Source organism: Burkholderia sp. AU33545, assembly GCF_020419685.1.
In the GTDB taxonomy this organism is placed as follows: Bacteria; Pseudomonadota; Gammaproteobacteria; order Burkholderiales; family Burkholderiaceae; genus Burkholderia; species Burkholderia diffusa.
This window is the reverse complement of the sequence record NZ_JAIZRQ010000001.1, coordinates 999,874-1,022,779: the sequence shown is the minus strand read 5'-3', so window position 1 is coordinate 1,022,779 and position 22,906 is coordinate 999,874. Positions and strand designations below refer to the sequence as shown.

General features: G+C 65.0%; 21 protein-coding genes. 6 read left to right on the top strand and 15 right to left on the bottom strand.

Annotated elements, in window-relative coordinates:
• Nucleotides 1-202 precede the first annotated feature (202 nt).
• The 3 genes from LGM71_RS04675 to LGM71_RS04665 all read left to right on the top strand — a co-directional run bounded on the left by LGM71_RS04675 (nucleotide 203) and on the right by LGM71_RS04665 (nucleotide 3,952).
• Complete coding sequence (locus LGM71_RS04675) at nucleotides 203-1,021, top strand: TetR/AcrR family transcriptional regulator (RefSeq protein WP_059608531.1); 819 nt, start codon at nucleotides 203-205, stop codon at nucleotides 1,019-1,021.
• Between the two features lie 232 nt (nucleotides 1,022-1,253).
• Nucleotides 1,254-3,008 (top strand): AMP-binding protein, encoded by a 1,755-nt coding sequence (locus LGM71_RS04670; RefSeq protein ID WP_226114117.1) that lies wholly within the window; start codon nucleotides 1,254-1,256, stop codon nucleotides 3,006-3,008.
• Nucleotides 3,009-3,037: 29 nt separating this feature from the next.
• Complete coding sequence (locus LGM71_RS04665) at nucleotides 3,038-3,952, top strand: DUF1571 domain-containing protein (RefSeq protein WP_226114116.1); 915 nt, start codon at nucleotides 3,038-3,040, stop codon at nucleotides 3,950-3,952.
• A 27-nt stretch (nucleotides 3,953-3,979) separates the two neighbouring features.
• Here the strand turns inward: LGM71_RS04665 and LGM71_RS04660 are convergent, their stop codons facing one another.
• Nucleotides 3,980-4,261: a hypothetical protein gene (locus LGM71_RS04660; RefSeq protein ID WP_059608534.1), complete on the bottom strand. Its 282-nt coding sequence runs from the start codon at nucleotides 4,259-4,261 to the stop codon at nucleotides 3,980-3,982.
• Nucleotides 4,262-4,554: 293 nt separating this feature from the next.
• On the opposite strand from LGM71_RS04660, the gene hfq reads away from it, so the two are divergent.
• Nucleotides 4,555-5,148 (top strand): RNA chaperone Hfq, encoded by a 594-nt coding sequence (hfq, locus tag LGM71_RS04655; RefSeq protein WP_226114247.1) that lies wholly within the window; start codon nucleotides 4,555-4,557, stop codon nucleotides 5,146-5,148.
• Nucleotides 5,149-5,230: 82 nt separating this feature from the next.
• On the opposite strand, the gene LGM71_RS04650 is transcribed toward hfq, so the two are convergent.
• From LGM71_RS04650 to LGM71_RS04585, 14 genes are all read right to left on the bottom strand, one after another.
• On the bottom strand, nucleotides 5,231-5,938 hold the full coding sequence (locus LGM71_RS04650) for a DUF2968 domain-containing protein (protein ID WP_059608536.1): 708 nt from the start codon (nucleotides 5,936-5,938) through the stop codon (nucleotides 5,231-5,233).
• 55 nt (nucleotides 5,939-5,993) lie between these two features.
• The gene (locus LGM71_RS04645) at nucleotides 5,994-7,385 is read right to left on the bottom strand and encodes a sigma 54-interacting transcriptional regulator (protein ID WP_124904614.1); all 1,392 of its coding nucleotides are present in this window, start codon (nucleotides 7,383-7,385) and stop codon (nucleotides 5,994-5,996) included.
• Nucleotides 7,386-7,495: 110 nt separating this feature from the next.
• Entirely contained in the window at nucleotides 7,496-9,514 is a 2,019-nt protein-coding gene (locus tag LGM71_RS04640) for a pilus assembly protein TadG-related protein (protein ID WP_226114115.1), read from the bottom strand.
• A gap of 5 nt (nucleotides 9,515-9,519) precedes the next feature.
• Entirely contained in the window at nucleotides 9,520-9,849 is a 330-nt protein-coding gene (locus tag LGM71_RS04635) for a DUF3613 domain-containing protein (protein WP_124625981.1), read from the bottom strand.
• 26 nt (nucleotides 9,850-9,875) lie between these two features.
• On the bottom strand, nucleotides 9,876-10,718 hold the full coding sequence (locus tag LGM71_RS04630) for a pilus assembly protein (RefSeq protein ID WP_226114114.1): 843 nt from the start codon (nucleotides 10,716-10,718) through the stop codon (nucleotides 9,876-9,878).
• 18 nt (nucleotides 10,719-10,736) lie between these two features.
• The gene (locus LGM71_RS04625; protein WP_226114113.1) at nucleotides 10,737-11,732 is read right to left on the bottom strand and encodes a type II secretion system F family protein; all 996 of its coding nucleotides are present in this window, start codon (nucleotides 11,730-11,732) and stop codon (nucleotides 10,737-10,739) included.
• A 4-nt stretch (nucleotides 11,733-11,736) separates the two neighbouring features.
• The gene (locus LGM71_RS04620) at nucleotides 11,737-12,729 is read right to left on the bottom strand and encodes a type II secretion system F family protein (protein WP_124904608.1); all 993 of its coding nucleotides are present in this window, start codon (nucleotides 12,727-12,729) and stop codon (nucleotides 11,737-11,739) included.
• The gene (locus LGM71_RS04615) at nucleotides 12,722-14,089 is read right to left on the bottom strand and encodes a CpaF family protein (protein WP_059818084.1); all 1,368 of its coding nucleotides are present in this window, start codon (nucleotides 14,087-14,089) and stop codon (nucleotides 12,722-12,724) included. The genes LGM71_RS04620 and LGM71_RS04615 overlap by 8 nt, the downstream gene beginning before the upstream one ends.
• Before the next feature lie 3 nt (nucleotides 14,090-14,092).
• Entirely contained in the window at nucleotides 14,093-15,367 is a 1,275-nt protein-coding gene (locus LGM71_RS04610) for a fimbrial protein (RefSeq protein WP_174911476.1), read from the bottom strand.
• Nucleotides 15,368-15,427: 60 nt separating this feature from the next.
• On the bottom strand, nucleotides 15,428-16,759 hold the full coding sequence (locus tag LGM71_RS04605; RefSeq protein WP_226114112.1) for a type II and III secretion system protein family protein: 1,332 nt from the start codon (nucleotides 16,757-16,759) through the stop codon (nucleotides 15,428-15,430).
• Nucleotides 16,760-16,823: 64 nt separating this feature from the next.
• A complete protein-coding gene (gene cpaB, locus LGM71_RS04600; protein ID WP_174911482.1) occupies nucleotides 16,824-17,759 on the bottom strand; it encodes a Flp pilus assembly protein CpaB in 936 nt (311 codons plus the stop codon).
• 89 nt (nucleotides 17,760-17,848) lie between these two features.
• Nucleotides 17,849-18,292, bottom strand: coding sequence for a TadE/TadG family type IV pilus assembly protein (locus LGM71_RS04595; protein WP_226114111.1), 444 nt, complete (start codon nucleotides 18,290-18,292; stop codon nucleotides 17,849-17,851).
• The gene (locus LGM71_RS04590; RefSeq protein ID WP_226114110.1) at nucleotides 18,289-18,789 is read right to left on the bottom strand and encodes a prepilin peptidase; all 501 of its coding nucleotides are present in this window, start codon (nucleotides 18,787-18,789) and stop codon (nucleotides 18,289-18,291) included. The genes LGM71_RS04595 and LGM71_RS04590 overlap by 4 nt, the downstream gene beginning before the upstream one ends.
• 87 nt (nucleotides 18,790-18,876) lie before the next feature.
• Nucleotides 18,877-19,083 carry a Flp family type IVb pilin gene (locus LGM71_RS04585; RefSeq protein ID WP_124625690.1) on the bottom strand — a complete coding sequence of 69 codons (207 nt, stop codon included), beginning with the start codon at nucleotides 19,081-19,083 and terminating at the stop codon, nucleotides 18,877-18,879.
• Nucleotides 19,084-19,751: 668 nt separating this feature from the next.
• On the opposite strand from LGM71_RS04585, the gene LGM71_RS04580 reads away from it, so the two are divergent.
• Together LGM71_RS04580 and LGM71_RS04575 are read left to right on the top strand one after the other, a co-directional pair.
• Nucleotides 19,752-21,353 carry a collagen-like triple helix repeat-containing protein gene (locus tag LGM71_RS04580; protein WP_226114109.1) on the top strand — a complete coding sequence of 534 codons (1,602 nt, stop codon included), beginning with the start codon at nucleotides 19,752-19,754 and terminating at the stop codon, nucleotides 21,351-21,353.
• A 40-nt stretch (nucleotides 21,354-21,393) separates the two neighbouring features.
• Nucleotides 21,394-22,821, top strand: a complete 1,428-nt coding sequence (locus LGM71_RS04575; protein WP_226114108.1) for a collagen-like triple helix repeat-containing protein — start codon at nucleotides 21,394-21,396, stop codon at nucleotides 22,819-22,821.
• Nucleotides 22,822-22,906: the final 85 nt, after the last annotated feature.

The following is a 22,906-nucleotide window of genomic DNA, read 5'->3' as shown; positions in this document are numbered from 1 at the left end:
GCATCGCACCATCACGCGTGCCCCGTCCCGCCGGGGCCACGCGGCATACTTTCCGCAACTGCACATCGAACTAGAGGAATTTGTCCAGATTCCTCGCTTGCCCGTGCTGCCCGCGTTTTTTTATCTTAATAAAAACGGCTGTTTGAATCAGATAATCAAATCACCTGTTCGCGGCCGGGCGACCGGCATTGGGAGGCGGGACATGGCAGTCAGTCAGGAGGGGCGACCGTCGGCGGGACGGCCGTCCGGGACGCGGTCATCCGGCAATCGGCAGACCGGCGGGACGAAGGCGCGCATTCTCGATGCGGCCGAGGACCTGTTCATCGAGCACGGCTTCGAAGCGATGTCGATGCGGCAGATCACGTCGCGCGCGGCGGTGAACCTCGCCGCGGTCAACTACCACTTCGGCAGCAAGGAAGCGCTGATCCACGCGATGCTGTCGCGTCGGCTCGACCAGCTCAACCAGGAGCGCCTCGGCATCCTCGACCGCTTCGATGCGCAGCTCGGTGCGCATATCACCTGCGAACACGTGCTCGGCGCGATGTTCATTCCCGCGCTGAAGGCGTCGCGCGACCCCGACCGCGGCGGCCCCGCATTCCTGCGGCTGATTGGCCGCGCGTACACCGACCCGTCGCCGTTCGTGCGCAACTTCCTGACCGCGCACTACGCGAGCGTCGCCGGCCGCTTCTTCGACGCGTTCCAGCGCGCGCTGCCGCATCTGCCGCGCACGGAGCTCGGCTGGCGGCTGCACTTCGCGATCGGCGCGCTGTCCGGCGCCCTGGCCGGCGCCGAAACCGAAAGCCTGATCGACGAATTCTCGCAAGGCCGCACGATGAACGACGTGCAGATGATCGCGCGGCTGTCGTCGCTGATCGTCGCCGCACTGAAGGCGCCGATGCCCGACAGCGCGCAGCTGTCGATCTTCGCGGCCGTGCTCGACGATGCGGGTGCGAGTGAGGCCTTCGGGCTGTCCTCGAGCGCGCCGGCTGCCGATCCGGCGACGGTGCATTCGGCGAGCTGATCGCGCCGAGCCGCTCAGGCGGCGATTCACGATTTTGGCGGCCCGGACCGGCGTTGATGCGCTGGCCCGGGCCGAACGAATGTCATGCGGCGGGAGCCAACGCTGGCTTGCGCTCGTCGACAAGAAGGCATGGCGAGAACATCGCGCTGAAGCGTCGATTCTCGCCGAACGCAAAGCATGGGGTGAGCGTAAGCGCTGAAGCGCCAACTCTCACCCACAACGGAGACACATCATGTCATCATCCGCAGCAACCGCAGCGGCCCAGCTCCCGCCGAACACCGATGGCATCTGGTACGCGTCGTATCCGCCCGGCGTGCCGCACGAGATCGACGTCACGCAATACGCATCGCTCGTGCAATTCTTCGACGAATGCACGACACGCTTCGCCGAGCGGGTCGCCTACGTGAGCGCAGGCGCATCGATGACCTACCGCACGCTCGCGCAGAAAGTCGAGGCGTTCGCGTCGTATCTGCAAAGCACCGGCGTGAAGCCGGGCGACCGCGTCGCGATCATGCTGCCGAATACGTTCCAGTACCCGGTCGCGCTGTTCGGGACGCTGAAAACCGGCGCGATCGTCGTCAACGTCAACCCGCTCTATACCGCGCGCGAACTCGCGCACCAGTTGAAGGACAGCGGCGCGCAGACGATCGTCGTGTTCGAGAACTTCGCACGCACGCTGCAGGACGCGTTGCCGGAAACGCAGGTGAAGAACATCGTCGTCACCGCGCTCGGCGACCTGCTCGCAGACGGCTTCAATGCAAAGGGGCGCCTGATCAATTTCGTGCTGAAGCACGTGAAAAAGCTCGTGCCGCCCTACACCCTGCCGCAGGCGATCCGGCTGCGCGCAGCCCTCGCGCTCGGCGCACGCGGCAAACCGCAACCGGTGCGGACGACGCGCGACGATCTCGCGTTCCTGCAATACACGGGCGGCACGACAGGCGTCGCGAAAGGCGCGATGCTCACGCACGGCAACCTGATCGCGAACCTGCTGCAGGCCAAGGCGTGGATCGCCGACCAGGTCTCGGGCGACGTCGAGACCGTGCTGACGCCGCTGCCGCTCTATCACATCTATTCGCTGACGGTGAACGCGTTCATCTTCATGGGGCTCGGCGGTCGCAACATCCTGATCGCGAACCCGCGCGACATGAAGATGGTGATGAAGATCATCCGCAACGAAACGTTCACCGGAATCACCGGGATCAACACGCTGTACAACGCGTTCCTCGACAACGAGGAATTCCGCAAGCGCGACTTCTCGAAGCTCAAGCTCGCGATGGCGGGCGGCATGGCGATGCAGCGCGCGGTCGCGGAGCGCTTTCACGAGGTCACGGGGCGGCCGGTCGTCGAAGGCTACGGGCTCACCGAATGCTCGCCGATCGTCACGATGAATCCGGTGAACCTGAACGACATGGCCGCATTCAGCGGCTCGATCGGCCTGCCCGCGCCGTCAACGCTCGTGCGCTTCCGGCGCGAGGACGGCACCTGGGCCGGCATCGGCGAGCCCGGCGAGCTGTGCGTGCACGGCCCGCAGGTGATGCGCGGCTACTGGCAGCGGCCCGATGAGACCGCGAAGGTGATCGACGCCGAGGGCTGGCTCGGCACCGGCGACATTGGCGTGATGGACGAACACGGCTTCATCCGCCTCATCGACCGCAAGAAGGACATGATCCTCGTCTCGGGCTTCAACGTGTATCCGAACGAGATCGAGGAAGTGCTGGTCATGCATCCGGGCATCAGCGAAGCCGCCGCGATCGGCATCCCGGACGAAGTCCAGGGCGAACGCATCAAGGTCTTCGTCGTGCGCCGCGACCCGACGCTGACGGTCGACGACGTGCTCGCGCACTGCCGCAAGAACCTGACCGGCTACAAGATGCCGAAGTTCGTCGAGTTCCGCGACGCGCTGCCGCAGACGAATGTCGGCAAGATCCTGCGCCGCGCGCTGCGCGACGAGGAACTCGCCAAGCTCAACGCCGCGAAGCGAGGCTGAACGATCCATCGCCCCGGGAGACGCTGTCGATGAACGAAGGAACGAAGCGCCGCACGCGGCACGCCGCCGCGGCCATTGTGTGCATGCTGTCGCTCGCGCAAGCCGGCCTGCATGCGCAGGAAACCGCCGCTGCCGCGAGCGCGGTCCAGGAGGACGCACTGCCGGCGGAACTGGCGAAGGTCACGCGCGAGCCGGTCGCGCAGCAGGCGCGCTGGCTGCGCACGGCCGCCCAGCGCGGCACGCTCGCACAACTTGACGACGCGACGCTCACGGCGCTGTTCAAGACACTCGATCCGCTCACCGTTCCGCTCTATATCCGCAATGGTCCCAACGGCTATCCGTCGTACCAGTTCACGATGGTGCGCCAGGAGCGCATCAGCGGGAAATGGTCGGACACGCCCGACCGCATGCTCGTGAAGACGACCCGCGAACCGTTGCGGGTGTATGCGAAATGGCTGCCGGACGGCGCGCATGCGGGACAGGAGACGATCTACGACACGACCCGGCGCAAGGACGAGATGTACGGCCATCTCGGCGGCCTGCTCGGCAAGATTCCGCTGTGGACGGCGCTCGACGGCGCACTCGCACGCGCGCAGTCGAATCACCAGGTGAAGGATCTCGGCACCGAGTTCATCACGAACCTGTACCTGACCGAAGGGAAGAAATACCAGGAAGCCGGCGTGCAGCGGCCGACGCAGGTGGAAGCGAAGACGATCGGCGGGGTGCGCGTCGTCGCGCTCACCTACGAGACGCCGACCGGCCGCCCGCAGTTCTATGCGAAGAAGGAAACCCTCGGGCTCGACCTGCACGCGCCGTACTTCAGGACTGTCGAATCCTATGACAACGACGGCAATATCTTCGAACGGATCATCATCGAGAAGATCGCGCCGGCGACGCTCGACGAATCCGCGTTCGACCCGAAGAATCCGGATTACGCGTTCTGATCGTCACCGGCGCCGCGCGGGTCGCGCTCAATCGTCGTCATCGTCGTGATGCTTGTGCCAATGCCTGTGATCGTGCCTGCGCCATCTCCGGTAACCGTCGTCGTCCTCGTCACCGTAGTAGCCGTATCCGTAACCCGGATAGGCGACCACCGCCGGCTGCGGCGCCACATAGACCGGCGCCGGTTCGGCATAGACCGGTGCGACCGGCACGCCGATGCCCACCGACAGGTCGACGTGTCCCGCCATTGCACTGCCGGAAGCGAGCAACGCCACACTCCCGATCCACACCGCCAATCCCTGCTTGTTCATGTTCCCCTTCCCGGATCCGCCGGCCAGCCCGGCACGCGCGTCGAATGTAATCGCGCCCCGCGCCATCAGGTGCTACGCCGTTGCGAGAGTCGTAACGCGACGTAACGAAACGGCACTAGCCATTCGACCGAATCGCGCAAATGCACGGGAACGTCTATAGTGGGTTACGGTTCGACACAATCGCGACTGCGCACTGGTGGAACGAACAGGGTAAAATCCCGCCAAACCCTTGGTGGGCGACCACGCCACACACGCACAACATATTCTCTGACGCAGGCTCCTGCCGCACCTCAATGGCCAATCCCGCAGAATCCCATCCGCAAAACGACTTCATCAATTCGGCGCGCAAGGAACGTAAGCGTGTTGAAATCTATCTCGTCAACGGCATTCGTCTGACGGGGTGTATCGAGTCGTTCGACCAGTACCTGGTGATGCTGCGCACCCCCGTGGGTCTGCAAGGCATCTACAAGCGTGCGATTTCCACGATCCAGCTCGACACGGGCGGCTCGCGCCCGGGCGGCGGCGGCCCCCGCGGCCCGCGTACCGGTGGTCGGCCGGGCGGCCGCGAAGGCGGCGGCCACAGCCCGTACGGCTCGCACGGCGGCACCCGCGAATCGCGCGGCGACGGCGGCGGCTACGGCTCGCGCGAACCGCGGGAAGGTTATGGTTCCCGTGAACCGCGCGAAGGCTACGCCCCGCGCGAACCGCGCGACGGTTATGGCGCGCCGCGCGAGCCCCGCGAAGGCTATGGCGCCCCGCGCGAAAGCTACAGCACACCGCGCGAAGCCGGCGACGCATCGGGCAACACGTCGCCGTCCGACACACGCGGCGGCAATGGGCCGGTGATCGTTACGCGCCGCCGGCGAATCGTGCCGGACGGCCAGTAAAACGAAAGGGCAAGCCAAATGGCTTGCCTTTTTTCTGGTGGGTCGGCGCGGTATGTCGCCGCACCGGCCGTGCCGTGATCGCTCAGTGTGCCGTCGTCGGCAAGCCTGCGTCGGCCTCGCGCTGCAGCGAACGCACCTGCTGCTGCAATGCGCGCAATTGCGACTGAAGCTGCGCCTGTTGCGCCTGCAACGCCGCCGTTTCGGCGCGGACGCTCTTCTGGCGATCCGCGACCGTTGCCTGCTGCTCGCGTGCGATCGAGATGTCTGCCTGCAGACGCCGCGCCCGCTCCTGCGTGACTTCGATCTGCCGGTCCATCTGCGCCTTCTGCGATTCCAGCTTCGCCGCACGCAGCTCGTTGACGGCCAGCCGTTCCGCCTGACGCGAGAAATCGCGATAGATCGTTTCCGCCCGCGTCTCGTCGTAAGTCTTGATCACACGCCAGAACGCCTTCTGCTGGAACAGCGCGACGAAATAGGAACCGTCCTTCACGCTGAACAGCAGGCTCGCGCCGTAGCTGCCGTTATAGCTGGTGCGCATTTCCGTCAGCGAATGCGCCTGGATCTGGCGCTGAAGTTCGTCGACCGTGCTCTGCCCGGTCGTCTCGCCCGCCTGCGGCTGCACCGACGTCTGAACCTGCTGGTCGATCACCGGAATCGCCGCCACCGGTGCCGACGCCTGCTGTACCGCCGGCGATGCGTTGCCGGCCAACCCCTGCGCGAACGCGCCCTGCATGCCTCCCATCATGGCGAGCAACACACACGCCCGCCCCAACCCCGTCATATGGCTCATGAATATCAATTCCCCGCCCGTGTCGTTGTAATTCAGCGCGATTTTATCTCATTAATTACTCGCTTTCGCGGGTCTCGGGCTCTTCGTCGAATATCTGATATTTGCGCATCTTTTCCCACAGGACCTTCCGGCTGATGCCGAGCTGCTGAGCCGTATCCTGGCGCCGCCAACCGTTTGCGTCGAGGGCAGCGATCACGCGGCTGCGCTCGTTCATGTCCCACTTGCTGCGGTCGACGAAGACCTCTGCCGCACTCTCCACCGGCACCGGCTGCGCCGAATTGCGCGCATGGGCGATCAGCCGCTGCAGTCGAGCGGCATCCCAGCCGCCCGTTTGCCGCACCGTCACCCCGACGCGCTCCGCAAGGTTGCGCAGTTCGCGCACGTTGCCGGGGAAATAGCTGTCCGCTACCGCGTCCGCGAGCCAGTAAGGCAGGTCAGACAACTGCGCGAGCCGCTCGTCGCCCACCACCTCCGCGACGAACGACTTGAACAGCGCGATCTTGTCGACCGCGCCCCGTTCTTCCAGCGACGGAATGCTCAGCTCGATCACCGCGAGCCGATAGTAGAGATCCGCGCGGAACAGGCCTTCCTTCACGAGTTGCGGCAGCTTCTTGTTGCTGGCCGCGACGAGACGGAAATCGACCTTGATCGGCGTCGTCGCGCCGACGCGCAGCACGGTGCCGTCCTCGAGCACACGCAGCAGCTTGACCTGCTGGTACAACGGCAGGTCGCCGACTTCGTCGAGGAACAACGTGCCGCCCGCCGCCTGCTCGAAATAGCCTTTATGCGCAACAACCGCGCCGGTGAACGAGCCTTTCGCGTGCCCGAAGAACAGCGATTCGAACAGGCCATCCGGAATCGCGCCGCAGTTGACCGGAACGAATTCGCCGTTCCGGTAGCGCGAATGCTTTTCGTGAAGCAATTGCGCGATACGTTCCTTACCGACGCCGGTTTCGCCGTGCAGCAGCACGTTGGTGTCGCAGTCGGCGAACGTATCGACCTCGCGCAGCAGCGCCTGCATCGACTCCGAGTGCGCGACGAGTTCGGAAGGTTGCAGCGTATCGGCCGCATGCGCGCGCAGCTGCGTGACGAGCTTGCCGATCATCCCGCGCAGTTCGGCGCAGGTGAAGTCGAGCGGCAGGATGTGCGAATAGTCGGGCGGATACTGCGACGCGTCGTGGTCGCGCGCCGCGCCGACCCAGACAACCGGCATGCCGATGTTGGCCTGCCAGTCGCGCAGGAATGCCGCGCCGGTTTCGATCATCGTCACGCTGATGATCGCGAGCGACGGCCGCAATGCGGCGCGCTCCGGCGAGATTTCCGCATTGTCGGCGCGGATCACTTCGACGTCGAAGCTCGCCATGCAGCGGGCAACGCGGTCGACGATGTCCGCCTTGCCTTCCCAGACGTACAGGTCGAGTTCTGCGATTGCGGAAGTGGTTCTCATGATTCAGGTGCGGCTACGGTTATTGACGAGTGATGCGGCACTGCGGGCCAAGCGCGCGGCATGGGCGGAAGCGCTGCCCGCGCTCCCGACGCAAGTGGACGCCGCGATCTTCATTGCACGAGCATCGGATTGCCGCATTTGATCGAGTCCGGTGTATTTGTGACATAGGCATTCCCCAGACTCAAGCCGAGCAAGCCGGTGACCGAAGTCAGCAGGGAATCGATCGGCTGCAGGAGGAGCGGAACGAGCGTCGTTCCCAGCGCGGACAAAATCGGCCCGAGCACGACGTTCAACACTGGCGTGACGACCAATCCGAGCAACGAAAGCAAGCCGCTATTCGCCGTCAACTGCACCGACAGGCCACTGTTAAGCGCACTTTGGACCGCCGGTGACAGGAATTGATCGGTTCCTACGCTCAACATGTACGGTGATGCCGGACTGCCGGGATAGGTGAACGTCAAGGGCGTCGGCGTTTGATTGGCGACGGGGATCGTCAACTGCCCGGGCGTCAGGTTGATGTTGACCGAGATCTGGGTCAGGTCGAGGGCGCCGAAGGTCAACACGTTGACCAACGTCGTCAACCCGGAAATCAGTCCGCCAAGGTTCAACAGATTGAGCAGGCTCTGCAAGTTGACGGACACAAGCGTGATCGGCGGTGCAGCACTGGGCGTATATCCGCTCGGAGCGCTGAGATTGATCGGCGTATTGGCCGCTCCGCCGAGATACACGGCCACCACTCCGGTCTGCACGTTCACTGTCGCACTCTTCGTGCCGTTCGCGGAACAGGTGACGGAGGCGAGCCCGGCTTTCGCCGGCGCGACATACGCGGTAATCGGCAGTTGCACGGCGGCCAGCGGCGTCGCCTTGCCTGACGGGCAGGTGCCTCCCGGATAGACCAGGGATCCGTTGGAGCACGTCGACAGCAGCGATATCGACGTATTCAGGAACACGTTCCCTTGCGCTGTCGACGTATTGGTCAAGCAATTCGACGTCCCGCAATTCGACGGTCCGGGCGGGCCACTCGCGGTGGCCGGCGGCGTTCCGGCGAGTACGACGGAACCCGACACCGTCGCGTTCAGCAGCGGCGCGAGCGCGGTCGGTGTCTGGACCGTGATGTTCGGGATGGCAACAGGATTCGTGCCGTTCGCGACCTGAAGCGCGGTCGACAACAGTCCGAGCGCGTTGACGCTGGCGTCAACGGCAGAGCTTCCATTGGCCACCGCGGCTGAAACCAGCTGGTTAAGCGCGATCTGCGGTCCACCGCAGACACTGCCGGAACAAAGTGCAACGACGATCGCGTTAAGCACGTTCAGGTTCGCGCCCACCAGGTTCTGTTGGGTCGCCGCCTGCACCAACGCGTTGGCCAACTGACCAAGGGTCACGGAGCCATTCAGTACGGCCGTGCTCGAGCCGACCGGCAAATTGGCAAGAATGCCCGCCAGCTTCAGGTTGACTTGTGCCAGCCCCTGGTAATCGACAGCGTTGAGGCTCAACGCATTGGGCGAGCCGGTCAGCGTCTGGAGCAATTGATTGGCCAGCCCGCCATTCAACGCGGCGAGCGACGTAGTCAGCGTAAAGGTATCGGTCGGCGTGCTCTTCGCCATGGCCGACGCACTGATCGGCTTTACGCCGCGGAAAAAGCCTGTCACCGGTTCGGAAACGCTCACGCACACGGCGTTGGCCGACTGGCCGGTCGTTGATCCGGCAGGTCCTGCCGACAAGCCGCCGCATTGACCGTTGATCGGATCGCCAGCGGTCGGCGTAAACGTCGCCGCACCGCCACTGGTTTGAGGCGCAGTCCAGACGCCGCATGTCACGGAAACGGTGGCGTTTGCCGGTACGGAATTCGCTGTAGGGCTCGCGACCTGTTGGGCCGCCGTCTTCGCCGCCGAGCAGGTCGTATCCGCGCTGGCTTTCATGACCGAGGACAGCGCGGCCAGATCGGCAGCCGCCTGCATATGGCGCCGTTCGGAATAAAAGCGGCCGATATCGATCCCGCTGAGTACGATGACGGCAACCGACAGCCAGATCGCCGCCATGATCGCGATGGAGCCGTGCTGACGCTGCCGTGCCGGCCCGCCGGTGCCGTATCGCCGCCCCACCCGTGACTGATTCGCGCGCATCGCCATGTCGCTTACTGCGCGCCCGATCCGTTACCCGACATGCCACCGGACGAACCGAGCTGCGTGCTCATCGACTCAGGAATCTTGTTCTTGAACGAATCGAGATAACGCTGGTAGATCAACGATGCGACGTCGCCCAGCAACGGTTGCGTCGGCGCTGCCGCCCGATTTTCGCCCTGCATCGTGAGCCAGTCCCTGGTCGAGCGACCCACGTCGGACGCGACCGGTGCCGTATCCTGTTGCTGCGCGTATGCGGTGACGGTTCCGAGTGCCACGCAGGCAATTGCCCCCAGCATCGCAATCCGCCCCGCACGCATGTTCCGACGATCATTGTTGTTCATGTCGTTCCCCCGCCTGTTTGTTCTGTTCATTGTGCAAACCGTTGCAGCAGCGGCACGGTCTGGTCATAGCCGAAATTGTTTGCCATCGGCGTGATCGGCGCGGTCGCGGCGTGCCGCGATACCACCGGCGGCGTCGCGACCGCTCGCTGCAGTGCGCGTGCCGCGGCTGCAATTTTTCCGGCATCGCCAATGATGTCCTTGCGGATATCCGCCGGCAAATGCTGCTGATTCATCAGTCGCTGCGCATCCTGCGTGCGCCCGGAAGCGAGCAGATACAGCGCGAGGTTGCTGACGATCTTCGGATTGCGTTGATCCAGTTCCGCCGCCTTCATCAACGGCACCCGCGCGCCGACCACATCGCCGTTACGCAATTTCGCATAGGCGAGATCGGACAGCAGCGACGCGTCGGTCGGCGCAAGCTCCGACGCCTGCGTCAGTGCCTGCACAGCCAGGCCGAAATCACCGGCCGCACCGGCGATCAACCCCAGCCCCCGGTAACCACGCGAGGCGAGCGGCGTCTTCAGCAACTGCGTATACGCTGCCGCGCTGGCAGCCGGTTGGTCGGTCATCCGCAGCGCGTCCGCACGCAGCAGAATCGTGTCCGGCGACACGCCGTAGGCCTTGTCGTAAGCGTCGATATGCGCGAGCGACGCGTAATAGAGGCCCTGCGCCTGCATCCGCTGGATCAGACCGAGATACATCGCAGGCGTATCCGGCACCGCCTGCTTCTGGTCGGCCGCCTGAATCAGCGCCGCGCGTTCTGCCTGCGCGTTCACGCCGTACCCGCCCTCCTTGGTCGCACATGCGCCGAGCAGCGCTACCACCGCCACCACGCCAGCGTGCCCCGCCATTTCGCTGATCCGCTTCATCGTCTTTTCTTCCGTCCATCAATGATGATGCGCCGTCAGCGCACGCATCACGGCCAACAACCCGGGGCCGGCCGTCACGATCAGCAGTGCAGGCAGCAACGTCACCACCATCACACCGGTCATCTTTACGGTCAGCCGACCGATCCGGTCGCGCAGCATCGCGCGGCGCGTTTCCCGAAGCCGGTCGCCGAACTGCTTGAGCGGCTCCTGTACCGCGCCGCCGTGCTTGTCGACCTGCACCATCAGCCGCGCAATCGCGCGCAAGTCCTCGTTGTCGAATCCGCTCGATAGCCTCTGCATCGACTGCTCGCGCGTGCGGCCCGCTGCGAATTGACGCTGCGCGATCCCAACCTCCGACGACAGAACCGGCATCATCCCGCGGAAATCGTTCGTCACGACCTGCAGGCTTTGATCCAGTGACAATCCGACGCCCTGCAACAAGCGCAGCATGTCGACGAGCAACGGCAGTTCGTCGATGACACTCTGGCGCCGTGCGGCGGCACGACGCTGCAGGTAGAGCTTCGGCAACATGAAGCCGAACCCGAATGCGGCGAACATGCCGATCATCCACATTCCGCTCGTCGTTCGTCCGCTCGCGAATATCGCGAACAGCAACGGCAATGCAATCCCGCATGCAATTCGCGCGATCAGGAACAGCCCGCGCGTACGCGCGTCGACGTAACCACATTGCTCGAGCAGACGACGGTCCTCGTCTGCGACGATGTGCTTGCCGAACCCGGTATCGAGCCAGCGCATCCCCGTTGCCGAGAATCGCGCAAGCATGCGCTCGATGCGCTCGCGCCCGCGCGTGTCCGGTTTCGCGGATTGAGCATCATCCGCAACGGTCCGAGCCTTGGCTGCTTCGAGCGCTGCCATGCGCTGGTCGAGCGCATCGGCCAACGCACGTTCGGCACGCGACGCCGCGCTCGCACGCAACAACGCGATCATTCCAAACAACAGCACGCCCAGCGCGCCAAGTGCCAGTGCGACCGATCCGATCTGAGTTGCTGTCATCGCATCACCTGAGTCGAGCCATTCGATACAGCCACACGCTACCCGCAACCTGCGCCAGGAACGCGAACAGGAGGAGCATTTGTCCGCTCGGATCGTTCCACATCCCTTCCAGGTACTTCGGATTGGTCATCACGACAAAGCCGCCGATCCCGATCGGCAACATCACGAGCACGAATGCCGACAGCCGCGTCTCCGCCGACATCGCCGTCAGCTCGCGCTCCGCTTGCTCGAGGTCGCGCATGAATACGGCCATCCGTTCCAGCATGACGTCCGCGCGACCGCCATACTTCACCGACAACCGCAGTACCGAGCCGAGCAGTTCGAACTCCTCGGTACGGTAGATCCTGGCGATATGAAGCATTGCGCGGTCGATCTCGACACCCGTGCGCAGCATGCGCGACACGTGATCGAGACACCCCCGCAGCGGCTCCTCCGTCGTCAGCAGCGCAGCCTGGAATGCAGCCGGCACGCTGTTGCCGAGCGTCACCAGTCGCACGATCCCGTCGAGAAATGAGGGGATCTGTCGGACGATTTTCAGTCGCCGCTTCTGGATTCGCGACGTGAGCCAGACGCCGAAAATCGCGCCCCCGCACGCAAGCGCCGCGAAACACGCGAGCGCGCCGCCGCGGCTGCCCGCGATCGCCGCAACCGCGACGAGAACGGTCAGCGCGACGATCGCCTTGCCGCGTGCGCCTTCGATCCCCGCACGGTTCACGAGGTTGGTCAGATACTCCGTTGCAACTGCATGCCAGTGCGCCCAGAAAGCACGAGACGCGGCATTGCGCGCGCCACCGGAAGACGACACGGCCCGTGATGCAGCCGATGCCGCCGATCGTGCAGCCGGCGCCGCCACGCGCACGCCCGGTTCGAGCCGACTGTCGATGAAGCGCTTCGCATCGGTGCGTACGCGCCGGGTTTCCGCATGTCGCCATAGCATCAGTGCCGATGCCACGCACAGCATCGCGACCGCGAGTACCCAGATCATCGCGCTATACATTGAAGCCCCCGCCGCGGCCGAAACCGCCGCCACCAAAGCCGCCACCGAAACCGCCCCCGCCCATTGCGCTGTTCGTCAGTGTCTGGCGGAAGCGCGCGAGCTTCGGCGAATGCGGATGGATGCCGAGCGATTCCCAGTGATCGATTTCCTCGCCTTCCGGCGTCACGCGCGCTTCGTAGCGATACAGTTCCTGCGTCGCGATGATGTTGTCGGACAGACCGGTCACCTCGGTGATCGACAGAATCCGGCGGCGTCCATTCGACAGCCGCCCGATCTGCACGATGAAGTCGATTGCGTTCGCGATCTGGCGACGCAAGCTCGACTCGGTCCCCTGGAAGCCGGCGAAGCCCGCGAGCATCTCGAGACGGTACAGACACTCGCGCGGCGAACTCGCGTGCACGGTGCCCATCGAGCCGTCATGGCCCGTGTTCATGGCCTGCAGCATTTCGAGCACCTCGCCGCCGCGCACTTCGCCGACGATGATCCGGTCCGGACGCATCCGCAGCGTGTTGCGCAACAGGTCGCGAATCGTCACGACACCGCTACCGTCGAATCCGCCCGGGCGGCTTTCGAGCCGCACGACGTGCGGGTGATTCAGCGACAGCTCCGCCGTATCCTCGATCGTCACGACACGCTCGGCCTCCGGAATGTGGAATGCGAGCGCATTGAGCAGCGACGTCTTGCCCGAACTCGTGCCGCCCGACACGAGCACGTTGCAGCGTGCCTCGACCGCCGCCTCGAGCAGCGCGCCGATCTCGTCGTTGTACGTGCCGTTGCCGAGCAGGTCCGATGGCTTGAGCGGATCCTTGCGGAATTTCCGGATCGACACGATCGGGCCGTCGATCGACAACGGCTCGATCACGACGTTCACGCGGCCGCCATCGGGCAGTCGCGCGTCGACCATGGGATTCGATTCGTCGAGACGGCGCCCGATCGGCGCAAGGATCCGGCGCACGATTCGCAGCAAGTGCGCATTGTCGGTAAAGCGCACCGGCAGCTTCGCGAGTATCCCGTGCCGCGACACGTACACGTCGTTGTAGCCGTTGATCAGGATGTCCTCGACCGCAGGATCCGCGAGCAGATCCTCGATCGGCCCGAAGCCCGCGAGTTCCTTCGTCAGCGCCTCGGCGATCGCGCGCACCTCGTTCTCGTTGAGCGGAATGCGACGCAGGCGGACGAAGCTGTCGATCTCGAGATCGACGAACTGATTGATCGCCTGGCGCGACCATCGGCCGAACTCGGCGCCCAGTTCCTCGATCCGCGTCAGCAGGTGTTCATGCGCGGCATTCTTGATGTCGTGGAATTGCTGCGTCTGGGAGAACGGCGCTGCGCCGTCGGCGAATTGAATGTCGTGTGCCATCGGTTATGACCGCTTGGACGAGGGTTGAATGAAACGTTTGAGCGCCGACAGGCCGGGCGCCGCGCGCGACGCGCCCGCCATGCCCGAGATACCCGGCAGCCGCGTGGCGAGGGATTCGAGTGCGCGTACATACGGGTCGCGCTCCGCCGCGTCGACGATGAGTCGTCCCTGGTTCGCCGCATGGCCGATCGCGACGCGACGTGCAGGCAAGGTGCCGACCAGCGACAACCCGAGACGCTCGGCGATCTGCCCGGGCATCAGGTCCAGCGCGGAATCGTACTGGTTGACCACGAGCTTGACGCGATCGGTATCGACGCCCGCATCGCGCAGCCCGGTGAGCAGGTCGGCGGCCGAAACGATCGACGCGACGCCCTGATCGCAGACGAGCCACGCCTCGTCGGCCGATGCGGCGATCTGCGTGACGAACTCGCGATTCGAGAACCCGCCGAGATCGACGACCTGCTGGTCGAAGAACGCACGGAAACGGTTCAGCAGCCCGATGCATGACGCATAGGACACGTCGCGCAACCCGCCGAGGTCCGGCGGCAGCGTCGTCAGTGCGACGCCGCTCTGGTGTCGCGTGAGCGCGGTGTTCACGAACGTGCGATCGATGCGGCGCAGATTCTGCACGGCGTCGATGAAGTGAAATTCGCAGCGGGTGTTCAGGAACAGCGCACCGTCACCGGCCGGCAGCCCCAGGTCGATCAGCGCGGTCTGGCGCCCGGCCGGCGCGCCGCCGTCCGGTCCCCCCGTCGCACCCGGGCCGAGCGCCCGCTTCTGCAGCCAGACCGCGAGATTCGCGGCAAGCGTGCTGACGCCCATGCCCGCGCGCGCGCCGAGCAACGCGACGACCTTGCCGTGGCGGCTCGTCGGCTCGCCGACGTCGGACAGCAACCCACGCGTCGTTCGCAGCGCGTCCTCGGCCGATGCCGACACGTCGATGAAGTCGCGCACACCCGCACGCAGTGCGGCGAGCGCGCTCTCCGGCTGGGTGAGCGAGCCGAGCGCGACGATCGGCATCCCCGGATGCGCCGCACGTACCGTGGCCGCGGCTACGCTCGCCGCTTCGCTGCGCTCGGAGAAGTCGATGAATACCAGTGCCGGATTGAGCCCGGTGATGCGCTGTGCCAGCACACCCGGTTCCAGCGACGCGGCCTCGACCGCACCGGCCGAAACCAGCGTATCGGCCAACCAGCGCACATGCGCTTCCTTTGTCGACGCACAAACGAAATAGTCGGTCACGGCGGGTTCACACAATGATTGGGTTCGTGCATTCATGTCGAACACCCCCGATTACGCATGGCGTAGCGATGTGCCGCGACGCGCAATGCTTCAGATTCATTTCGAAAAACCCGGTGCTGCATCCGGCGACGCCACACCGCCCAGATAAGATCGCCACACCGGCCCGTCACGCTGCTCCGACAACTCGCCGGGCGTCGCAGGCAGTACCGCCCCCTTCGCAATCGGTGCGACGAGATGCGGTGTCACGATGATCAGCAATTCCTTGTCGTTCTGCTGGTAGTTCAGGTTCTTGAAGAACGTGCCGATGATCGGCAGGTCGCCGAGCAGCGGCACCTTGCTCACGTTCGACAATGTCTGGCGATCGATCAGGCCGCCGATCACGAAGCTCTCGCCGTCACCGAGTTCGACTGTCGTATCGGCACGACGCGTCGTGATGCCCGGCACCGCGACGCCGCTGATCGTCACGCTGTTCACGAAGTCGAGCTGGCTCGATTCCGGAGCGACCTTCAGCGCGATCCGGCTCGGGCTCAACACCGTCGGGGTCAGCGACAGCCCGACGCCGTATTGCTTCCACTGGATCGCGGTCGAGCCGAGTCCCTGTGGGGACGGCACCGGGATTTCGCCGCCCGCGAGGAAGCTGGCGCTCTGGCCGGACAGCGCGACGAGCGTCGGCTCCGCGAGCACGCGCGCCATGTTGTTCGCTTCGAGCAGCGACAGGTCGGCGAAGATGCCACGTCCCGCTGCATTCACGACCAGATTGAAGGCGGACGCAACCGGTGCGCCAAGCGTCGGAATGTACGAGCCCATGCCCGGGCCCGCTGCACCGTTATACGATTGCACGCCGCCCGGCGCGAACGAACCGAACGAAAAGCCGTTGCTTTGCTTGAAGAAATTGAAGCCGATTTGCTTGAGCACCGAACGGCTGAATTCCACCACCCGCACATCGACCTGCACGACGTTCTTGCCGGCCAGCGTCGAGCGATCGATCACCGCTCCTTTGGGGCTCATGTTTTTGGCGACCGCCGCGGCCCGTTCGTGCGCATCGAGCGACGCCGACGTTCCCCGCAGCACCGACGTCCCGCCGTACGCCTTCACCTGCGGCGTCGAACCGTCGAGTACCGCTTGCGCCGCCGCGTCGACAACCTCTACGCTCCACACCGTCGGCTCGTCGCGACCACGCTCCCACAACATCACGTTCGTCGCACCCGGCGCTTTCGCGGTCAGCAGCACCGAACCGGAACGACTGCCCTTCATGATCAGCACGTCGGCGATTGCCGGATCGCCGACGGCGACCCGCTGCAGCGCGTGGCCGGCGGAAATCTGCCGCTGCGCGCCGACCGCGAGCTCGATCGTGCCGCTCGCGCTTGCAATGGAGGCGAATGTCAGGGTCCAGAGAGCAATCGCGAATGCAGTCAGTGTATTTTTCATTGTTTGTTGGACCGTCGCACGGCCTTTACTTGTCGTCGCTGATATCGATGGCCATCGATGTTGTTCAATACGCGACCGTTTCCGACCGGCCGCCGCGGATCACCTCGATGCTGCCCCCGCCTCCGCTGCCGCCTGGTCGCGTCGCCGGTGGCAGGCGCGACGGCAGCGGCGGCACGTTCACGTTGGCCACCGCGGCCCTCGACGTGCCGGACAGCTGTTGCAGCGACACGCCGGCCGCGGCAAGCGCCGACGGCGACAGCTTGTTGTCGGTGCGCACCGCCACCGTCTGCGTCGCAAGCTCGTCGTCGCGCGGGTTGCGCAGCGCGAGCGTCAGCCGGCCGCTCGCCTCGCCGAGTGTCAGCGCATCGACCTGCGCGGTCGGCACCGCGAGTACCGCGATGCGCGTGTTGGTCGGCTGGCCGTTGTTGCCGTTCGTGTTGTTGCCGCTGTCGCGATCCGGCGTCGCGTCGCCGAACGACAGCACGCGAATCCTCGACATCAGGAGTCGTGCCTGCGTCTGCGAGACTTCACCGTCGAACATCGCGCCGCCCCCTTCCCGCTTCAGGTTCAAGAACACGTCGACGAAATTACCGGGCCGCAGCCGGTTACCGACCGCATTGGTCTCGTCGACGCGAACCGCGATTGCGCGTTCGCCCGGCTCGACGTCCTCGGCAAGGCCCGACACCAGTGCGCTCGAGACGACAGGCGCCGATGCCGGAATGTCGCGCGCCGGTACGCGACCGACCAGTGTGGCCGGATCGGAAAACGCCCCTGCCGGCGCTGGTGCGGTCGGCTGAATCTTCAATGCGTCTGCGGCAATCGGCTGACCGACCGACAGCGTGCGCGTCGCGACCACAACCGGCACCGGATTCGCGGCCGTTGCCGGTTGCGCCGGAACAGGACTAGACGAACTGCGCCCGAGCATCCATGCATAGATTCCGAGCAGAACGGCGATCGCAATCAGCAGCCCCGCGATGATCTTCGTTACGTTATTGGCCATGTTGTCGTATGGATACCGGATAAGGTCCGTTCAAATCTTTTTATCTGACAATTAGCACGACAAAAAACCGCCTCGTCGCGACGCGCAACTCATTGAAGCAACGACTGCGAAATCTGGACGACCGCTGTGCTTGTCAACGGCTGGGTCAGAATGGCGCCCACAAAGGGCATGGTCTTTACCCAAGCTTGCGGTGAATAGCTCACCGTCACCGACAGGCAATACAGCGATCCGTCGTATTTGCATGCAGGTGCCTGCACGACGACGTTCGGCGCACTGATATTTAGCCAACCGACGACGTTTTGCGCGGTCGCCTGCGCCTTCGCGGTTCGAGTCGCCAAATCCGGGGCGTAATTCAGGCCCGCGCGCGCACCCTCACTGGCGGCGAACGTCAAACTTTGCTGAATCACGAAAATCATTCCGAAACAAATGATCCCGTAGCAGATCACGAAGAAAAGCGGAAATATGATTGCGAATTCAACCGCAGTCGCTCCGCGCTGCCGCCCGTATTCGCACCGCTTTCTCTGCCGTTTCATCGCACGCCCCCTCCCGCAACGAGGCAGACGAGCCATACAGCCGCAGGGATGGCAAGGCACGCGCCATACGGTGTCGCGCGATATCGACCGATCGTCAATGCCGGTGGGCCACGCCGCCATAACGTACCGAGCGTCGTGCGAGACAGCAACAGCACGGCGAGCGCGTGAATCCCCGCCGCAATGCTCGCGGCGATCCAGAGCCACACCAGGCCATGAACGCCGCACCACGCGCCGAGGACGGCAAACACCTTCACGTCGGCAGCGCCCATCACCCCCAGGAAAAAGAACGGGAGAAGGCCGACCAGACCGACGAACGTGCCGAGCAGCGCCTGAACGCGCACGATGCCGAACGGATTTGCACCGCAAAAGGCACTTGCAAATGCGGCGACCAACCCGCCGACAACGAGCAAATTCGGAATACGCCGGGAACGAATGTCACTGGCCGTGACGAGCACTGCCCAAGCCAGGAACGCCCCGATAGAAAATAGATATGCCATCGCGCCAGACCGGTCGCGGATATAAGTCGGGCGGCTGGCCGGAGCAAGCCGCCCGATATCACGCTAAAAGACAATGATTGGGACTGCTTAGCCCAATTTGCACGCCGCGGTAGCGCCCGAGCTACCGACCGTGCTGACGCACGTGCCGATGGTCGAGAACATCGTATTGAGATTGCTGCCGAGCGACGATACACCGGCGATGATGGCGACGGCGACCAGCCCCGCGATCAGTCCATACTCGATCGCGGTAACCCCGTCTTCTTCCTTCAGGAAGCGCTTGATGAGTGCTTTCATTTTTTAATTCCTCGTGCCTGTATGTACGTTTTTTGGCCTTTTATACGTTCTACATCCCCGCATATCCGGCCCTTGCCCCGCGCCGTTCGTCACATCAGGTGTAACGACAACCGGGTGCGCCTTCTTTATATGTCACCCCGAAGGGTATGTATCAACATTTGATGCAAGTTAACATTCGCGATAGCGACCCTCCTCGAACGTCGTGTACCGAACTGTACATTTGCTTACATCTGCTCCGGATTCTATATCCGTTCCTATTTAACTTCCAACCTCTTTTAAGACCGGGTCGAAAAAACTTTCCGGGAGCACGACGTATTTGTACGGCGTTTCGGTACGATTTACACATAGGATTTACGATAGGTTAGATGTGCACACCTAGTCCACCAGTAAAACAATCAGACCGCCCGCCAGCCCTCCACGCCCCTCACGTTACGCCGCACGCGTAACGCCAATGTTGTGACGTTACGTTACGAAACGGACGAAACCGTTCCCATTCGACCGTTCTTAAACAGATTCAACAATCTTTCATTTTGCCTAAATCCTTTTTCCAACAAGGAATTGGCTCGTTTGAAACCAATCGTCGACTCGCCGACCGTCGAAATGGCACGACAGTTGCAGAGTAATCCTCGCATCACTCAACACAACATCAGCTTCAATGCGAGGACGAAATGGACATTCAGGTTATCCCTCATGGCACGCTCCGGACGACTATGATCGCGGCCACCGTGGCAGCCATGCTTTCCCTCTCCGCGTGCGGCGGTTCCGGTTCCATCAGCAAGGGGCTCAGCGGTGGCTCCAGCTCCGGCGGTGGTGATTCGATCTCCACATCGGGCGGCGGCACCTCGGGCGGTACCTCGGGCGGCACGTCCGGTTCAACGAGCGGCAGCACGTCGGGGAGCACCAGCGGCTCGACCAGCGGTAGCACGAGCGGCTCGACGAGCGGCAGCACCAGCGGCACCACGAGTGGAACAAGCAGCGGCACAAGCGGCACCTCCGGTGTGTCGTCAAACGCGGTGGGAACCGTCCTCGCAAGCAGCGGCAATCTCGTCACGAATCTCGGCGGCACCGTATCCGGCCTCGGCTCCGTGATCGGCAGCCAGTCGCTGCCCGGCGTCAACCCGGCCACGACGCAGGCCGCAGGCGGCATCGTGCAGAACGTCGGCGGTGCGGTGACTGCGCTCGGCAATGGCCTTGGCAACGGCCTCGGCCAGCTCGGCGCGACGAAGGACCCGGTCGGCGTCACTGTCGCCAGCACCGGCGGCGTGGTGAGCCAGCTCGGTGGCGCGGTCACGCAGACCGGCAACCTGGTCACGAGCCTCGGCAGCGGCCCGCTGTCGCCGCTCGCTCCCGTCACCGGCGCAGTCGGCGGCCTCGTGACGCAGGTCGGCAACGCCGTATCGAACGGCGGCACCACGCTGTCCAACGTGTTGTCGACCGGTCCGATCCAGCAGGTCACGCAGACGGTCAGCTCGGCGATCACGCCGATCACGACGATGGTCGGCCAGACGACGCAGACGATCGGGACGGCCACCGGCCTCGGCGCCCCGCTCAACATGCTGCTCGGCACGATCGGCAACGGCCTGAACCAGGGCGGCGCGCTGATCGCATCGACGGGCGGCAACCCCGTCACGACCGGCCTCGGCAATACCGTCTCGTCGGCCGGCAATACCGTGAAGACCGTCGGCGGCCTGCTCACGGGCAGCACCGGCGGCGCAACCAACCCGCTCGCGCCGCTCACGGGCCTCCTCACGACGGTCACCGGTACGCTCGGCGGCGCAACGGGCGGCACCAGCGGCGGTCCGCTCGCCCCGGTTACCGGCCTCGTCTCCACCGTCACCGGCGCACTCGGCGGCGCGACGGGTGGCACCAGCGGCGGACCGCTCGCCCCGGTCACCGGCCTTCTCTCCACGGTCACGGGCGCACTCGGCGGTGCAGCGGGCGGCACCAGCGGCGGCCCGCTCGCTCCGGTCACCGGCCTGCTCTCCACGGTCACGGGCGCACTCGGCGGCGTAGCCGGTGGCAGCAGCGGTCCGCTCGCCCCGGTTACGGGCCTGGTCTCCACGGTCACCGGCGCACTCGGCAGCGCAACGGGCGGCGGCAACCCGCTCGCCCCCGTGACGGGCGCGGTGTCCTCCGTCACCAGCACGGTCGGCGTACCGGCACTGAGCGGCACCACGGGCGGCGTCACGAATTCGGGCTCGGGCTCGAATCTGCTCGCGCCTGTCACGTCGCTGATCGGCGGCCTGCTCGGCGGCACGCACGGCAAGTAATCGAACATCCATTCATCGACAAGACAGCGAGGAGTCCATCATGTCCCAGCAACGTTCCATCACGACGGCCGTCCTGCGCCAATGGCGCGCGCCCCTCACCGCCTTCGCTGCAGCGTGCCTGCTGGCTGCCTGCGGCGGCAACAGCGTCAGCACGCCACCGTCCAGCAACAACGGCGGCAGTTCCAGCGGCACGAGCGGTACCAGCGGCACGAGCGGCACCAGTGGCTCGTCCACCGGCACCAAGGGCGCTGTCAGCACGATCGGCCAGACCGCAACCGATCTCGGCAGCACGATCGGCAACATCAGCGTGCCGGGCCTCGGCGACGGCGTGACGAAGGGCGTCGGCAGCACCGTCTCGAGCACCGGCACGATCATCAACGCGGCTGCCGATGCGTTGAGCAACGGGCTCGGACAGACCGGCTCGATCAAGGATCCCGTCGGCACGACGGTCGCCGGCCTCGGGAACGTCGTCGGCGCGACGAGCAACACCGTGTCCGGGCTGAGCTCGACGGTCAAGGCACTCGGCACGGGTCAGCTCGCGCCGCTCGCCCCTGTCACGACGCCGGTCGGCACCGTGCTCGACACGGTCGCCAACGGGCTGTCGGCCGCGGGCACGACGATCGGCTCGACGCTGTCATCGGGCGCCGTGCAGCAAGTGACGCAGCCGCTCAGTTCGGCAATCACGCCGCTGGTGATCACCGCGGGTCAGGTCACGCAGCAGGTCGGCACGACCACGGGTCTCGGGCAACCGGTGTCGGGCCTGCTGGGCCAGATCGGCAGCGCAATCAGCTCGGCGGGCAAGCAGGTCGGCAGCACGTCGAATCAGCCGCTCGTCGGCGACGTCGGCCAGCTCGTCACCGCGGTCGGCAACACCGTAACCAACGCAGGCGGGCTCGTGAATCCGAACGGGCCGAACGGCGCGGCGCCGATCCCCGGCCTGATCACGAGCCTCGTCGGCGGCTCGACCGCTACCGTACAAAACGGCTCGTCGTCGGGCTCCAGCTCGACGAACCCGCTCGGCGGCCTGCTGTCCGGTCTCGGTTCGACGCCGCTCGGTTCGCTCACCGGCGCACTCGGTGGCGCAACGGGTGGCTCGGGCAGCAACCCGCTCGCGCCGGTTACTGGCCTCGTCTCCACCGTCACCGGTGCACTCGGCGGTGCAGCGGGCGGCGCCAGCGGCGGCCCGCTCGCGCCGATCACCGGTCTCGTGTCGACGGTGACGGGCACGCTCGGCGGCGCAACGGGTGGCGCAGGCGGTGCAAACCCTCTCGCGCCTGTCACCGGTTTGCTGAATACTGTCACCGGGGCAGTCGGCGGTGCAGCGGGGTCCGGGGCTTCGTCGAGTCCGCTCGCACCGGTCACGTCGCTCGTCGGCGGCGTGACGGGGACGGCATCGTCGGGCAGCTCGACGGGGCTCCTCGCGCCGGTAACGGGGTTGCTGGGCACGCTGGGTAGCGTTGGCAAATAAGGAGGACGTTCGCGCCTTTGCAGCCGGAACAAAAGGCGCGACCGTACAAACACAACCGGCAATGCGGCACGCGGCGCGCGACACC

Bases quoted from the DNA above. Each gene is read 5' to 3' on its own strand.
- LGM71_RS04585 (WP_124625690.1), bottom strand. From the start codon at position 19,083: ATGAAAGCACTCATCAAGCGCTTCCTGAAGGAAGAAGACGGGGTTACC.
- hfq (WP_226114247.1), top strand. From the start codon at position 4,555: ATGGCCAATCCCGCAGAATCCCATCCGCAAAACGACTTCATCAATTCG.
- LGM71_RS04640 (WP_226114115.1), bottom strand. From the start codon at position 9,514: ATGGCGATGCGCGCGAATCAGTCACGGGTGGGGCGGCGATACGGCACC.
- LGM71_RS04615 (WP_059818084.1), bottom strand. From the start codon at position 14,089: ATGGCACACGACATTCAATTCGCCGACGGCGCAGCGCCGTTCTCCCAG.
- LGM71_RS04595 (WP_226114111.1), bottom strand. From the start codon at position 18,292: ATGAAACGGCAGAGAAAGCGGTGCGAATACGGGCGGCAGCGCGGAGCG.
- LGM71_RS04575 (WP_226114108.1), top strand. From the start codon at position 21,394: ATGTCCCAGCAACGTTCCATCACGACGGCCGTCCTGCGCCAATGGCGC.
- LGM71_RS04625 (WP_226114113.1), bottom strand. From the start codon at position 11,732: ATGACAGCAACTCAGATCGGATCGGTCGCACTGGCACTTGGCGCGCTG.
- LGM71_RS04610 (WP_174911476.1), bottom strand. From the start codon at position 15,367: ATGAATGCACGAACCCAATCATTGTGTGAACCCGCCGTGACCGACTAT.
- LGM71_RS04675 (WP_059608531.1), top strand. From the start codon at position 203: ATGGCAGTCAGTCAGGAGGGGCGACCGTCGGCGGGACGGCCGTCCGGG.
- LGM71_RS04665 (WP_226114116.1), top strand. From the start codon at position 3,038: ATGAACGAAGGAACGAAGCGCCGCACGCGGCACGCCGCCGCGGCCATT.
- LGM71_RS04580 (WP_226114109.1), top strand. From the start codon at position 19,752: ATGGACATTCAGGTTATCCCTCATGGCACGCTCCGGACGACTATGATC.
- LGM71_RS04605 (WP_226114112.1), bottom strand. From the start codon at position 16,759: ATGAAAAATACACTGACTGCATTCGCGATTGCTCTCTGGACCCTGACA.
- LGM71_RS04635 (WP_124625981.1), bottom strand. From the start codon at position 9,849: ATGAACAACAATGATCGTCGGAACATGCGTGCGGGGCGGATTGCGATG.
- LGM71_RS04620 (WP_124904608.1), bottom strand. From the start codon at position 12,729: ATGTATAGCGCGATGATCTGGGTACTCGCGGTCGCGATGCTGTGCGTG.
- LGM71_RS04670 (WP_226114117.1), top strand. From the start codon at position 1,254: ATGTCATCATCCGCAGCAACCGCAGCGGCCCAGCTCCCGCCGAACACC.
- LGM71_RS04630 (WP_226114114.1), bottom strand. From the start codon at position 10,718: ATGAAGCGGATCAGCGAAATGGCGGGGCACGCTGGCGTGGTGGCGGTG.
- LGM71_RS04660 (WP_059608534.1), bottom strand. From the start codon at position 4,261: ATGAACAAGCAGGGATTGGCGGTGTGGATCGGGAGTGTGGCGTTGCTC.
- cpaB (WP_174911482.1), bottom strand. From the start codon at position 17,759: ATGGCCAATAACGTAACGAAGATCATCGCGGGGCTGCTGATTGCGATC.
- LGM71_RS04590 (WP_226114110.1), bottom strand. From the start codon at position 18,789: ATGGCATATCTATTTTCTATCGGGGCGTTCCTGGCTTGGGCAGTGCTC.
- LGM71_RS04645 (WP_124904614.1), bottom strand. From the start codon at position 7,385: ATGAGAACCACTTCCGCAATCGCAGAACTCGACCTGTACGTCTGGGAA.
- LGM71_RS04650 (WP_059608536.1), bottom strand. From the start codon at position 5,938: ATGAGCCATATGACGGGGTTGGGGCGGGCGTGTGTGTTGCTCGCCATG.